A 12680-nucleotide genomic window follows, 5' to 3' on the forward strand; every position below is an offset into this window, starting at 1 on the left:
GATGGACGCCCGGGTCGACAGACTCGCGCTGCCCGTCGGTACCGTCGCGACGCTGGCGACGCTGCTGGTCGTGTTCTACTACCCCGTCGGGAGCGTCCTCGTCGGCGCGGTTCGTGTCGGCGGACAGCTCTCGCTGGCACCGCTGAAGGCCGTCCTCGGCGACCCGTTCTACGCGGATCTGTTCGGCTTTACCGCGTACCAGGCGCTGCTGTCGACGGTCGCCAGCGTCCTCGTCGGACTGCCGGGCGCGTACCTGCTGGCTCGCTTCGAGTTTCCCGGCCGGCGCTTCCTGCGCTCGGTGACGATTCTTCCCTTCGTCTTGCCGTCGATCATGGTCGCGGTGGGCTTTCTGGCGATGTTCGGCCGCACCGGGCTGTTCAACGACCTGCTCGCCGTCGTCGGGCTCGGCCCGGTCGAACTCACCTTCACGCTGGAGATCATCGTACTGGCCCACGCCTTCTACAACGCGCCGCTGGTGACGCGACTGGTGACGGCCGCCTGGGAGTCCGTCGACGCGCGACGCGTCGAGACCGCCCGGACGCTGGGTGCGTCACCGCTCGTGGCGTTTCGCGACGTGGTCGCCCCGCAGTTGCTCCCGGCGCTGTTGACCGCCGCGGTGCTCACCTTCCTCTTTACGTTCATGTCGTTCCCCATCGTGCTGGCGCTGGGCGGGCTCGAATTCGCGACCGTCGAGGTGTGGCTGTTCGCCCGCGTTCGGGACCTCGCGCTGACCGAGGCGGCGACGCTCGGAGCCATCGAAACGGCGCTGTCGCTGGGACTGATCTACGTCTACCTCCGGTTCGAGGCGATGCAACTTCGTGCCGGCGGCGGCTCTCGTTCGATCGACCGAGTGCCGCTGTTGGCCGGCTGGCGGTCGCTGACCGATCCGCGCCGACTCGCGCTCCTGTGTTACGGCGGCGTCGTTCTGGTCCTGTTCGTCGGGCCGCTGGCGAGCCTGGTCGTCGAGAGCGTCACGACGCCCGAGGGACAGCTCACGACCGACTACTACGCCTTCCTGCTGGCCCAGCAGGCTTCGGCCGCCACGGGGACGGTTCAGCCCGTGCCGGCGATCACGAACTCGCTGCTGTTTGCGGCCGGCGCGCTCGTGCTCGCTCTCCCGATGGGCGTCGTCGTCTCGGTGGTCGCCGCCCGCGAGACGCGGGGCTCGCGGGTCGCCGAGGCGCTGCTGACGGCACCGCTCGCGGTCAGCGGGATCGTCCTCGGTCTGGGGATGCTCCGGACGCTCGTGTTCGGGACGGAGCTGTTCGGCCACCGGCTGACGGTCACCGGTCCGGTCGCGATCGTCGCCGCCCACGCCGTCGCGGGCTACCCCTTCGTCACCCGGACGGTGACGCCGGCACTGAGTGCCATCGACGACCGACTCGTCGACGCCGCCCGCTCGCTGGGCGCGAGCCGGACGACGGCTCTCCTCGACGTGGAACTGCCGCTGACCGCCGCCGCGCTCGTGGCCGGGGCGGCCTTCGCCGTCGCCATCAGCATCGGCGAGTTCGACACGACGGTGTTGCTCGCCGAGGGCGTCGACAGCGCGACGATGCCGGTGGCGCTGGAACGGTACACCGGGAACCGATCGCTGGGGCCGAACCTCGGACCGGCGACGGCGATGGGGACGGTGTTGCTCGCGGTGACGACCGTCAGCTTCGTGGTGATCGATCGCGTGGGCGGGCGGTGGGAACGATGACGACACCGGGCGTCGAAATCGAGGGACTGACTGTCGGCTACGACGACGTGACCGCGCTGGACGACGTGTCGCTGTCGGTCACAGACGGCGAGTTCTTCACGCTCGTCGGCCCCTCGGGCTGTGGGAAGACGACGACGCTGCGCTCGATCGCCGGCCTGGAGTCGCCCGATCGCGGGATCGTCTCGATCGGCGGTCGGGACGTGACGGGCGAGTCGCCCGAGGACCGCGAGACGGGGATCGTCTTCCAGAACTACGCGCTCTTTCCCCACATGAGCGTCCGCGAGAACGTCGCGTACGGGCTCCAGTTTCGCGACAGTCCCGCCCGCGACGACGACGAGCGGGTGACGGAACTGCTGGAACTCGTCGAGGTCGCCGACCTCGCCGACCGCGACCCCGACCAGCTGTCCGGTGGCCAGCAACAGCGGGTCGCGCTGGCGCGTGCGCTCGCACCCGAGCCGGCGGTGCTCTTGCTGGACGAACCCCTCTCGGCGCTGGACGCACAGCTGCGCCAGCGCCTGCGCGTCCAGATAAAGCGGATCCAGTCGGAGCTGGGGATCACCACCGTCTACGTCACCCACGACCAGGCCGAGGCGCTGGCGATCAGCGACCGCGTGGCGGTGATGCGCGAGGGCCGCGTCGAGCAGGTCGCGACGCCGGAGACGGTGTATCGCGAGCCGGCGACGCGGTTCGTCGCGGAGTTCGTCGGCGACAACAACGTCTTCGACGGCGTCGTCGCGCCGGACGGGACGCGGGCAACTGTCGGCGACGCTGCCATCGCGCTCCCGACCGGCAGTGACCGCGCTCGCGGCGAGTCCGTCGCCGTCGCCGTTCGGCCCGAAGCGATCACCGTCGGCCGGGACGGTGCGGACACGGCGGCCACGGAGCGGACGGTCTCCCTGCGGGCGACGGTCGAGACGGTGGAGTTCCTCGGTGACGCCTACCGAGTCCACTGCGAGTGGCAGGGCCGGACGCTCGTCGTCAAGACCGACGCCGACGAACCGCCCGCGGGCGACGTGACGCTACGCGTCGACCCGGCGGACGTGCGCGTCCTCTGATACGGAACGTTGTAGGTCGTTACCAGATCGATCGCACGCCGTCGTGCGGTCGACTGGGTGAACGCCTACAACCGTCCGTATGAGGCCAGGGGAGACGGATGGCTGGCTCTTTACCTCCCCGCCACCAACGCCGGCCCATGACAGATCTGGGCAAGATCGACGCCTCGTTCTTCGACGAGACGATCTATCCGAACCTCGGCGCGTCGCGGGCCGACGTGACTGTCGGGCCGCGCCACGGCGTCGACTTCGGGGTCCTCGACGTGGGCGGGCAGGCGGTCGTGATCGCGACCGATCCGGTCTCTCTGCTGCCGGAGCTCGGGCTCGAACGCGCCGGCCGGTTCGCTCTGGAGATCGTCCTGACCGATGTCGCCGTCTCGGGTGTCCCGCCGACCCACCTGGCGATGAGTCTCACGCTGCCGCCGTCCTGGAGCGACGACGACCTCGCGACGGTGTGGCGGGCGATCAGCGACCACGCCGAGCGCCTGGGCGTGAGCATCGTCTCGGGTCACACCGCGCGCTACCCCGGCATCGACAGCTCGTGGGTCGGGGGTGCGACGGTGCTGGGCGTCGGCGACCACGACGACGTCGTCCGCCCCGACGGTGCGACGCCCGGCGACCGGCTCGTCGTGACGACCGGGCCGGCGGCCGAGGTGACGGGCCTGCTCTCGACGCTGTTTCCCGAGCGGCTGGGCGTCGACGCCGAAACCGTCGCGATCGCACAGGAGCGCGTCGACGACATCGCGGCCGTGGCCGACGCGCGGACGGCCTTCGCGGCCAGCGGCGTCACGGCGATGCACGACGCCACGGAGGGGGGCGTCGTCGGCGGGCTGACCGAGATGGCGAGCGGAGCCGGTGTCCGCTTCGAGGTCGACAGCGACCGGATGCCGGTCCGGCCCGGCGTCGAGGCGGTGTGTGACGCCCTCGACGTGGATCCGTGGATGGTGACGAGTGCGGGAACGCTGTTGCTGACCGTCGAGCCGAGGGCCGCGGACGACGTGGTCGAGGCGTTGCGCGATCGCGGGACCCCGGCAGCGACCGTCGGCGAGGTCGTGGCCGGCGAGGGCGTCGTTCGCGACGGGGAGCGCGTCCACCCGCCCAACGGCGACCCCTCGTGGGACGCGTTCGACCGACTGAGCGGGGCCTGATACTGCCGATTGTACGACCCCGCCGACGAGTTCGGCACGCATTTACTCGCGGGGTCCCTTGTGTGGGTATGGTAGCGGACACGAGCGGTCATCGGAACAAGATCGCCTTCGGCCTCGCGTTCGCGACGGTCGTGATCGTTCCCGGGCTGGCGAACTACGCGCTCTCCGGGATCGGACTGGACACCCTCGGCAGCGTCGTCTGGGCGATCGGCTACGGGATCGGTGCGATCGCGATGTGGTCGATCTGGATCAGGCCACTGGAGCTGACCGGGCCCGACGGCGTCGACCCCTCGGAGACCGGCGAGGAACACGTCGACTGAATCAGATACAACGGCTGTAGTAACTCTTTTCAGCCAGTCGGCCACACGTGCAGTATGAGCAAGGACAGTCCTGGGACCGCCGTTCCGGGCCACGGCGCGCGCTCGGGGTGGTCGCGCGAACAGGCGAGTCGCATCGAGCGAACCGACGACACGACGGCACCGATCGTCTACCCGCCCGCGACCGACCAGGCACCCGACGTTCACGTCTGGGACACCTGGCTGTTGCGCGAGCGCGACGGCACGGTCGCCACCGTCGACGGCTACCGTGTCACGTTCTCGCTGACTGCGCCGGCCGATCTCTTGCCGGGCAAGCGCCACGACGTGGCGACGATCCGGTACTTCTACTCGGCCGACGGCCGGACGTGGCAGCCCGGTGGCGTCGTCTTCGAGGAGCCGCTGGGCCAGCGCACCTGGGCCGGCTCCGCGCTGTACGACGACGGCGACATCTACCTCTTCTACACTGCGGCCGGGGAGCGCGGGGCGGACGAACTCACCTACACCCAGCGCATCGTCGCCGCGTCCGGGGGGACACCGCGGACCGACGGCGAGTTCGCCATCGAGGGGCCCTGGACCCACCACGAACTGCTCCGCCCGGATGGCGACCGCTACGAGCGCCAGGACCAGTCTCGCGGCATGACCTACACCTTCCGAGATCCGTGGTTCTTCGAGGACCCTGCGACCGGCGAGACGCACCTCCTGTTCGAGGCCAACACGCCGGTGCCGGCGGCGAGCGACGCCTGCGGCGGCGACCCGGATCTACAGTCGTTCAACGGCAGCGTCGGCCTCGCGCACTCGCCGACGGGTGACCCCCTCTCCTGGGAGCTGTGTGACCCGCTGCTGGATTCGGTCTGTGTCAACCAAGAGCTCGAACGTCCCCACGTCGTCCCCCGGGACGGCCGCTACTACCTCTTCGTCTCCAGCCACGACCACACCTTCGCGCCGGGGCTCGACGGCTACGACGCGCTGTATGGCTTCGTCGCCGACTCCCTGCGTGGCGACTACGTCCCGCTCAACGACTCCGGACTGGTCGTGACCAACCCCGCGAACGCCCCCTTCCAGGCGTACTCGTGGATGGTGTTCCCGCACCGGGAGGAAGTGCTGGTCCAGAGCTTCTTCAACTACTACGACTTCGAGGCCGACTCGATGGATCGGGTCGCAGACCTGCCCGAGTCCGAGCAGCTGCGACGCTTCGGCGGAACGCTCGCGCCGACGCTGCGCCTCCGGGTCGAGGGGACCCACACGGAGATCCTCGGGACGCTCGACCACTGGCAGATCCCGCTGCCCGACGAGGTCCTGCCGCCGACGGACCGAGAGTACTTCGCGGGCGAGAGCGGCGACGGCGGATCGTACTATAGTAGCCATTGAAAATCAATGCACACCCGATCGCACGACGGCAGTGCGATCGGTGTGTAAATCGTTTCAATTGTTACTATACCGCTAGGGACTGCTCCGCGCGGGGTCGCCGGAGTAGACGGTACCACGCCACGTGCAGACGATTCCCCGAGCACGTCCCGATCGACGCCGGTAACGGGTGCTACCAGATCGACGCCAGCTCCCAGGCTTCGACTGTCGGCAGTCGCGCGCGGCCGCCGACGGTCGCGAGGTCGACGCCGGTCGCGTCGTCGCCGGCCGGATAGACGCGGCTCGTCAGGCAGTGGCGCTCGTTGGCGAACAGTTCGACGACCGACCCGTCGACGAACACGCGCAGGTCCAGGGGCTCGTCGTACGGTGTGACGGGCACGTGCTGACTGTCGCTCGTCGCGCGCGGGTCCCTGCTGGAGCGACTGCGATCGACTTCGAGCACGTCGTCTCTCGTGTATCGCAGCGTCGTGCGCTCGTTCTCCGTCGCCGTCCCGAGCAGCGTCACCTCGACGGCGTCGGCGTCGACCAGCGAGAGGCGGGTGGCGAGTTCGAACGAGCGTCCGTCGGTGTCCAGCCGGATCGACTCGCCGTCGTCGAGCGTGACGCTCTCGCGGGACTCGCAGTCGCCACGGAGTTCGGTCAGTTCCCGGGCCGGTCGCTGTCGGAGGCGGCCGTCGTCTCCGAGGGACAGCTCCCGCGGGAGCGACATCGTCCCCGACCAGCCGGCGTCCCACTGGGCGCTCACGTCGCGCGCCTCGGGGACCCATCCCCAGGTGAGCAGGCGGCCGTCGTCTGCCCGGAGCGACTGCGGGGCGTAGTAGTCGCCGCGGTCCAGCGTCCCGCGTCGCTCCGGCTCGAAGGTCGCGCCGTCGAACTGGCCGAGGAAGTAGACCACGTCCTCGTAGTTCGAGACGTGCAACAGCTGCTTCTCCCCGAGGTCGAGTAGCTCCGGGCACTCCCAGACGGTCTCCTGTGGCGTGTCGCGGTCCCCCGAAAGGATCGGGCCACGGTACTCCCACTCACGGAGGTCCGGGGATTCGTACAACAGGACGACGCCGCCACCGTCGGCCAGTCCGGATCCGATCAGCTGGTACCAGGTCTCGCCCTCCTGCCAGACGCAGTGGTCTCGGAACTCCCCGTTCCACTCCTCGGTCGAGAGCAGGTCCGGCTCCGTCGGGGGCGCTTCGATGATCGGATTGTCCGTCGCTTTCTCCCAGCGCCGCAGGGAGGGGTCGTCCGCCGTCGCGAGACAGGGCAGCTGGTCGCGGCCGCGCCCACCCGTGTACACGAGCGTCGCCGCGCCGTCGTCGTCGACCGCACAGCCCGACCAGCAGCCGTCGCGGTCGGGACCGTCCGGCGAGGGCGCGAGCGCAACGGGTTCGTCCTCCCAGTGGAGGAGGTCGTCGCTGACCGCGTGGCCCCAGTGGATCGTGTCGTGGTACGGGCCGCCGGGATTGTACTGGTAGAAGACGTGGTAGCGACCGTTCCACTGGACGACGCCGTTGGGGTCGTTGAGCCAGTTGGCGGGCGTCGAGAGGTGAAACTGCGGGCGGTGTGGATCGTCCTCGAAGCGATCGCGCAGGGCGGCGATCTCGCCGCCGGTCCGTGGTCGTTCGGGGATCGCGCTGTCGGCGGCGTTCGTCAGGACCGCACGGGCGAGCCTGTCGCGCTGGTCGTGGTCGCCGCCCTCGGCCGCGAAGACGAGGCCGTCACCGAGGCCGACGACGGAGCCGTCACCCAGCGACCAGCCCACGACGGTCACGAGGCCGGGCACGTCGTGGTCGGCGCTGACAGTGCTTGCCAGTACCTCGCCACGTTCCGGGAGGATCGAATCGTAGCGCGCGAGCGTCGCGTCGGTGCCGCCTCTGGTGAGCGGCCGGCGCGTGGCCAGTGGCTCGAACAGAGGGTGGTCGTCGTAGGCCGTCTTGATCAGCGGACCGGTCGGGCCGCCGTCTGGGTCCGGCCCGACCGCGTCGGGGGTGACGGGGTCGATGCCGAGATCGTTCACCGCGGTCAGCGCCGCCAGCGAGAGGACGAGCCCGCCGCCCGAGCGGACGAACGCTCGGAGGACGCCGCCGAGGTCGGTAGTCGATCCCAGCTTCGGGGGCTCGTCGGCGTGCCACCAGCAGGTGTCGAACGCCGCCAGCGAGCGGTCGCCGTCGACGAGGTCGCTCACGGCGACGGGCGTCAGGTCCAACCCCGCCGTCTCGGCCCACTCGTCGGCCGCGGCCTGCTCCACGGACCGCCCGCCGTCGTGGAGCGACGCGATACGCACTGCCGTATCAGTCATAAGCAAACAAAGACGAGTACAATCAAAAACGTCCCGCTCTCCGTGCCGCCGTCTCCGTCTCTCCGGTAGTGTCGGCTGTCAGCCACTGAAGCCACTCACACTGCCGAAGTGACGAGGCCGTACCAGACGGACAGCCGACGGTTTGACCGGGGCTACGGAGCCATCCGCGCCCGGGACTTGTACTCGATGATCGTCTCGTGACACCGCGGGCAGACGAACTCCGTCAGCTTCGTCGTCTCGTCGTTGTAGCTCATTCTGACGCCACACGCCGGACAGTTCATTATAGTTCGTGATAGATTCTGCGGTGAGTTAAAGCTTCCGTGGCGGCGTCGTCGAGTGGCGTCCGCTCTCCGAATGACGACCGTCTGACTGAGCTTTAGGTGCAGTTCTCCCCAACAACGAGTCGAATGTTCGATCGTCGTGACACTGACTGTCAAACAGAGTCGCCGATAGTTCGCATCGATCCGACGGCTTTCGAGACGCTGTCGCTGTCGAGACCGGCGGATTCACCGTCGATCGTCCGGTGGTTCGACACGCTGGCGGGCGGCTCCTAGGCGTTCTCGCCGAGGCGCTCTGCGATCCGCTGGGCACCGATCGTCGGGGCGATGTCGGGCTGGTCGGCGGCGATGGCCTCGATCTCGCGGTTCAGCTCCTCGCTGAGTCGGCGCTCGAACTCCTCGACGATCCCCGGGATACAGGCCATTCCGCCCGTGAGGACGATCGGCCGGTCCAGCGCCAGCTGGTACACTTTCATGTAGTCGTTGGCCAGCTCCGGGAGGAACGTGTTGGCGACTTCCTCGACCGCGTCGTCCAGGTACTCGTCGACAGCGTCCATCACCGAGCGTTCGATCGTGAACTCGTGAGAGCCCCCGCCGGGCTGTTGAATGATGTCCGTGAAGGGCTCGAAGTCGACGAAGTCGGCGTGTTCCTCTTTGTACTCGCGGGCCGTCTGGGTATCGATGTTGACCCGCCCCTGGGTCTCTTCCTCGACGTAGTTCGCGATCATGCGGTCGACCTCGTTGCCGGTCACGGCTCCGGTCGTGAACGGCGCGAGCTGTTCACCGCGCCGGTAGGCCGACGCTTCGAGGTTCGTCGATCCCATGTTGACCGCCAGGAAGATCTCGTCGATGGCTTCCAGATCGTCGCCGAAGGCCGGGATCGCACCACAGAGGGACTCGGGGTAGCTCTCGACGAGGTGCTTGCCGATCGAACTGCCCTCGATGACCGAGGTGAGGTTCTCCAGGCCCTGAGGGTTGTCGATCGTCGGAATCGCGTAGACCACGGCGCTGTACTCGGGGAGGTCGTTCTGGTCGATCAACGCCTGGAAGAACGTCTCGGTCAGCTCCGCCCGGTCCTCGTCTTCCGGCAGTCCCGACCGGAGCATGAACTGGACGCGGTCGGGGTACTCTGCGGCTGCCTCCTCGCCGTAGAGTACCTTCTCCTCGCCGGTCAGTGCGTCCTCGTAGGTCGCGAGACAGGTCAGGGTCCTGATGATCTCGTCCTCGGTGCCACGGGCTCCGGGGACGGAGATGACGGTTCGGGTGCTGCCGAGCTTCACGCCGATGGGCACTGCCGCCTCGGCGTCGCCGACCGGTGATTCCTCGTCGACTGACTCCGACTGGTCGCCCGTCGAGGCGTCGTCTGCCGCGTCGTCACTCATGTGCCAGTGGTTTTCCCGCGTCCGATATATATCCCCCGACCGAACTAACAGAGCTGATAATCGAACTGCCAGCAAGCACGCCGCTCGACCATCCGTCCGCGCGACCCGTTCATACCGATTATTGTAGCGATTTACCGGTGATCGTCTACTCCGTGGCGACGATCACCGGTAAGCAACTACAATAAACCGTATCAGGCCATCGAGTGGAGCTTCGCGACGTAGACGAGACTCAGCATGTGATCGTCCACGTCGAGGCTGGCACCGTCGTTGGTCCCCGACTCGTCGATACCACGGAGGTAGTCCGACAGCGACGACTGGACGTCGTCGGTGATCCAGTCGATGTCCTCGTAGTAGTCGAGTGCCTCCTCGGCTCCCTGGTACCCCGAGTGCATCAGGAGGAACTCCAGCCACTCGAAGACGACGAACTCGGCCGCGTAGTTCTCGGGCAACGCCGCCAGATACGGCTTCTCCGTGCCGTCCGAGCCGAGGAAGGGCAGCAGCTCGCGGTAGAGACCGGCACGGAACGAATCGCCCGCGGGAGCGTCGCCGCCCTCGTCCATCGCCATTCCCAGCTCGGCCGGATCGAGCGTCTCCTCGTCGCCCATCCCGTTGCCCGGCCGCTGTTGCTTTGCCATCTTCCGTAACTCGTCGAGATCGTAGTCGCGCGGATTGATGGTCATGATACTGCCCTGTTTCCCCTGCAACGTGTTAAATCTTGCACACAGTCAGACGACCGTCTGACACGCTGAACGACTCGTTCTCTCGCGCCCCCTCGCTGGCTCCCAGTCCAGTCGTTGATAATCGGGAGCGTATTTTTATATTCGGCTAGCGACGACACCCTGATACTTCGACGATGAGTCGCCAATCTGGGTCCACTGTAGCGCGCCTGTGTGTGACGAACGCCAAAGGCGGCACCGGGAAGACGACGGTCGCCGTCAACGTGGCCGGCGCGCTCAACGAACGCGGCCGTGACGTGCTGTTCGTCGACCTCGACCCTCAGGGCAACGCCACGGAGGCACTGGGGCTGGTCGAGAGCTACGACGCCCAGCCACCGACGCTGTTCGACGTGCTGACGAGCGCCGACCAGCGCTCGTCGATCGCGGATCTGATCGTGGACCACGACGAGATGGACGTGGTTCCGAGCAACATCGACATGCTCCAGGTCGAACACGAACTGACCATCGCCGACCTCGTGGCGCGGGTCCAACACGACGACTCGATCGACATCGATCCCGAGACGCTGAGTGACCTCTCGCTGAACGTCACGCCCGATTCTGTCTCGGGCGCGCACGCACTCGACGTACTCGACGAGGCACTCGCCGTGGTCGAGGACGACTACGACTACGTCGTCATCGACTCGCCGCCCTTCTACGGGAAACTCACAGACGCCGGTATCTACGCGTCTCAGAACATCCTCGTCCCGGCGCTGACCGAGGCGTCCTCGGAACGAGCCATCGAACTCCTGATCGACCAGATGGCCGCTCTGGAGGGCCAGACCGGCATCACCGTCAACACGCTCGGCGTGGTCGCCAACCGGGTCGAGAAGACGAACGAAGACGAGACGATGCTGTCGTGGCTCGGCGAGGTGTTCGAGGAGTTCCCGATCTGGGAGGTCCGCAAGCGCGTCGCGCTCCAGCGGGCTTTCACAGCCGGCAGTTCTATCTTCCAGTACGAGGAATCCGTGGACATGGAATCGGTCTTTCTCGACGTTGCGACGGAACTGGACAGACAGTTCGGCCTGCTGGACGAGGAGGTGCCGGCATGAGCGACGACGACGAGCGCATGGACCGCGCCAAACGGATCCGCCGGATGCGCGAAGGCCAGCGGTCCGGCGACGACGCCGACGACTCCGGGGAGGCGGACGCAGACGACACGGAGGCCGACGACGCAGCGACGGACGCAGCCGACGAGCCGGAAGCGCCGACCGACGACGAGTCGGAAACAACTGAAGCAGCCGACGAGCCGGAAGCGACTGCAGAGTCGTCTGACGCTGCGTCCGAGGCAGTCGACGACACGGAGGCCGACGACGAAGCGACGGACGCAGCCGAGGACCCGGCAGTGACGACCGACGACCCACCAGCGACCGACGAGGAGTCACCGTCGGAGACGGAAGCCGACGACGCGGTGACGGACCCGGAGGGCGACACGGCCGCCGAGAGGGACGAACCGAGCGAACGAACGCACGCGACCCCACAGAACGAGGCGGCCCAGCAGCCGGCACGGGCGGACGGCGCCTCCCAGGGGACGGACGGCACACAGACGAGCGACGACAGTATGAACGAGGGCACTTCGGCGAGCGACCCGGAGGAATCGAACACGACCGACGAGGGGTCACCCGACCCCGAGGCAATCGCACAGCGGGCCGCACAGGCGGCGGCCAGTGTCTCGGGCGGCGGGACAGAGACCCAGTCGTCCCAGGCAGGTGGGGGCGAACCGACGCCGGCAGAGACTGCCGCCGCGGTCCAGGAGGCCAGCGGCGTCGAACTCCCCGACCAGGAACAGATCGACGCTGCGCTGGCGGCGTCCGACGAGTCGACCGCGGACGCCGCGAGCACGGAGACAGCACCGTCGGCGGTCGAGTCAGAGAGCACGACGACCGAGGAGTCGACGCGCGTCCTGGAGTTTACGCTCGGCGACGAGCACTACTGCATCGACATCTCGCTGGTCGAGGAGATCGTCAAACGTGACACGATCACGCGCGTGCCAAACACCGACGAGTACATCGAGGGCGTGGTCGACCTGCGGGGCCAGATCACGACGATCCTCGATCCGAAGGCGCTGCTCGACATCGACGCCGAGGGCCAGGAGTCCCTGATGATCGTCTTCGACCCCGAAGCGTTCGACGACCAGGGCGCGATCGGCTGGATCGTCGACGAGGTCCGGCAGGTCGCTCCCGTCGTGGAGTCCGAGATCAACGAGCCCCCGGTCAACGACGAGTACATCCGGGGCGTCGTCGACCGCGACGACGGGTTCGTCATCTGGACGAAACCCGAAGTGGCGATCAAGCTCGCGACCGCCGAGGAGACCGACGACGGGTAGCCCCGGTCATCCGTCTCGTCGGCGCGATACTGCCGGCCGGAACGCTGCGTCTCGCTTCTCGACCGTGGGTGGGAACACCGCGCGAGAGTATGAGGAAAGCCTTATTCGGA

Annotated in this window: 10 protein-coding genes; 7 read left to right on the forward strand and 3 right to left on the reverse strand. The window is 67.8% G+C overall.

The window, feature by feature from the left end; all coding sequences use genetic code 11:
• The first annotated feature begins 1 nt into the window (after position 1).
• The 5 genes from HMUK_RS09265 to HMUK_RS09285 all read left to right on the forward strand — a co-directional run bounded on the left by HMUK_RS09265 (position 2) and on the right by HMUK_RS09285 (position 5584).
• On the forward strand, positions 2-1699 hold the full coding sequence (locus tag HMUK_RS09265) for an ABC transporter permease (protein ID WP_015762889.1): 1698 nt from the start codon (positions 2-4) through the stop codon (positions 1697-1699).
• Positions 1696-2754, forward strand: a complete 1059-nt coding sequence (locus HMUK_RS09270; RefSeq protein ID WP_015762890.1) for an ABC transporter ATP-binding protein — start codon at positions 1696-1698, stop codon at positions 2752-2754. The genes HMUK_RS09265 and HMUK_RS09270 overlap by 4 nt, the downstream gene beginning before the upstream one ends.
• Positions 2755-2891: 137 nt before the next feature.
• Complete coding sequence (locus HMUK_RS09275; protein ID WP_015762891.1) at positions 2892-3899, forward strand: AIR synthase family protein; 1008 nt, start codon at positions 2892-2894, stop codon at positions 3897-3899.
• 68 nt (positions 3900-3967) lie between these two features.
• Entirely contained in the window at positions 3968-4219 is a 252-nt protein-coding gene (locus HMUK_RS09280) for a hypothetical protein (RefSeq protein ID WP_015762892.1), read from the forward strand.
• A gap of 54 nt (positions 4220-4273) precedes the next feature.
• Positions 4274-5584 carry a glycoside hydrolase family 68 protein gene (locus tag HMUK_RS09285; protein ID WP_015762893.1) on the forward strand — a complete coding sequence of 437 codons (1311 nt, stop codon included), beginning with the start codon at positions 4274-4276 and terminating at the stop codon, positions 5582-5584.
• 169 nt (positions 5585-5753) lie between these two features.
• Here HMUK_RS09285 and HMUK_RS09290 read toward each other — a convergent pair whose 3' ends face one another.
• The 3 genes from HMUK_RS09290 to HMUK_RS09300 all read right to left on the reverse strand — a co-directional run bounded on the left by HMUK_RS09290 (position 5754) and on the right by HMUK_RS09300 (position 10211).
• Entirely contained in the window at positions 5754-7871 is a 2118-nt protein-coding gene (locus tag HMUK_RS09290) for a glycoside hydrolase family 32 protein (protein ID WP_015762894.1), read from the reverse strand.
• Between the two features lie 550 nt (positions 7872-8421).
• A complete protein-coding gene (locus tag HMUK_RS09295; protein WP_015762896.1) occupies positions 8422-9531 on the reverse strand; it encodes an acetate and sugar kinases/Hsc70/actin family protein in 1110 nt (369 codons plus the stop codon).
• A 191-nt stretch (positions 9532-9722) separates the two neighbouring features.
• Positions 9723-10211: a FlaD/FlaE family flagellar protein gene (locus HMUK_RS09300; RefSeq protein WP_015762897.1), complete on the reverse strand. Its 489-nt coding sequence runs from the start codon at positions 10209-10211 to the stop codon at positions 9723-9725.
• A gap of 173 nt (positions 10212-10384) precedes the next feature.
• On the opposite strand from HMUK_RS09300, the gene HMUK_RS09305 reads away from it, so the two are divergent.
• A complete protein-coding gene (locus tag HMUK_RS09305) occupies positions 10385-11296 on the forward strand; it encodes a ParA family protein (RefSeq protein ID WP_015762898.1) in 912 nt (303 codons plus the stop codon).
• Entirely contained in the window at positions 11293-12570 is a 1278-nt protein-coding gene (locus tag HMUK_RS09310; protein WP_015762899.1) for a chemotaxis protein CheW, read from the forward strand. The genes HMUK_RS09305 and HMUK_RS09310 overlap by 4 nt, the downstream gene beginning before the upstream one ends.
• The last annotated feature ends 110 nt before the right edge of the window (positions 12571-12680 follow it).

Origin of the sequence: Halomicrobium mukohataei DSM 12286 (genome assembly GCF_000023965.1) — an archaeon.
In the GTDB taxonomy this organism is placed as follows: domain Archaea; phylum Halobacteriota; class Halobacteria; order Halobacteriales; family Haloarculaceae; genus Halomicrobium; species Halomicrobium mukohataei.

Bases quoted from the DNA above. Each gene is read 5' to 3' on its own strand.
- HMUK_RS09265 (WP_015762889.1), top strand. From the start codon at position 2: ATGGACGCCCGGGTCGACAGACTCGCGCTGCCCGTCGGTACCGTCGCG.
- HMUK_RS09270 (WP_015762890.1), top strand. From the start codon at position 1,696: ATGACGACACCGGGCGTCGAAATCGAGGGACTGACTGTCGGCTACGAC.
- HMUK_RS09275 (WP_015762891.1), top strand. From the start codon at position 2,892: ATGACAGATCTGGGCAAGATCGACGCCTCGTTCTTCGACGAGACGATC.
- HMUK_RS09280 (WP_015762892.1), top strand. From the start codon at position 3,968: ATGGTAGCGGACACGAGCGGTCATCGGAACAAGATCGCCTTCGGCCTC.
- HMUK_RS09285 (WP_015762893.1), top strand. From the start codon at position 4,274: ATGAGCAAGGACAGTCCTGGGACCGCCGTTCCGGGCCACGGCGCGCGC.
- HMUK_RS09290 (WP_015762894.1), bottom strand. From the start codon at position 7,871: ATGACTGATACGGCAGTGCGTATCGCGTCGCTCCACGACGGCGGGCGG.
- HMUK_RS09295 (WP_015762896.1), bottom strand. From the start codon at position 9,531: ATGAGTGACGACGCGGCAGACGACGCCTCGACGGGCGACCAGTCGGAG.
- HMUK_RS09300 (WP_015762897.1), bottom strand. From the start codon at position 10,211: ATGACCATCAATCCGCGCGACTACGATCTCGACGAGTTACGGAAGATG.
- HMUK_RS09305 (WP_015762898.1), top strand. From the start codon at position 10,385: ATGAGTCGCCAATCTGGGTCCACTGTAGCGCGCCTGTGTGTGACGAAC.
- HMUK_RS09310 (WP_015762899.1), top strand. From the start codon at position 11,293: ATGAGCGACGACGACGAGCGCATGGACCGCGCCAAACGGATCCGCCGG.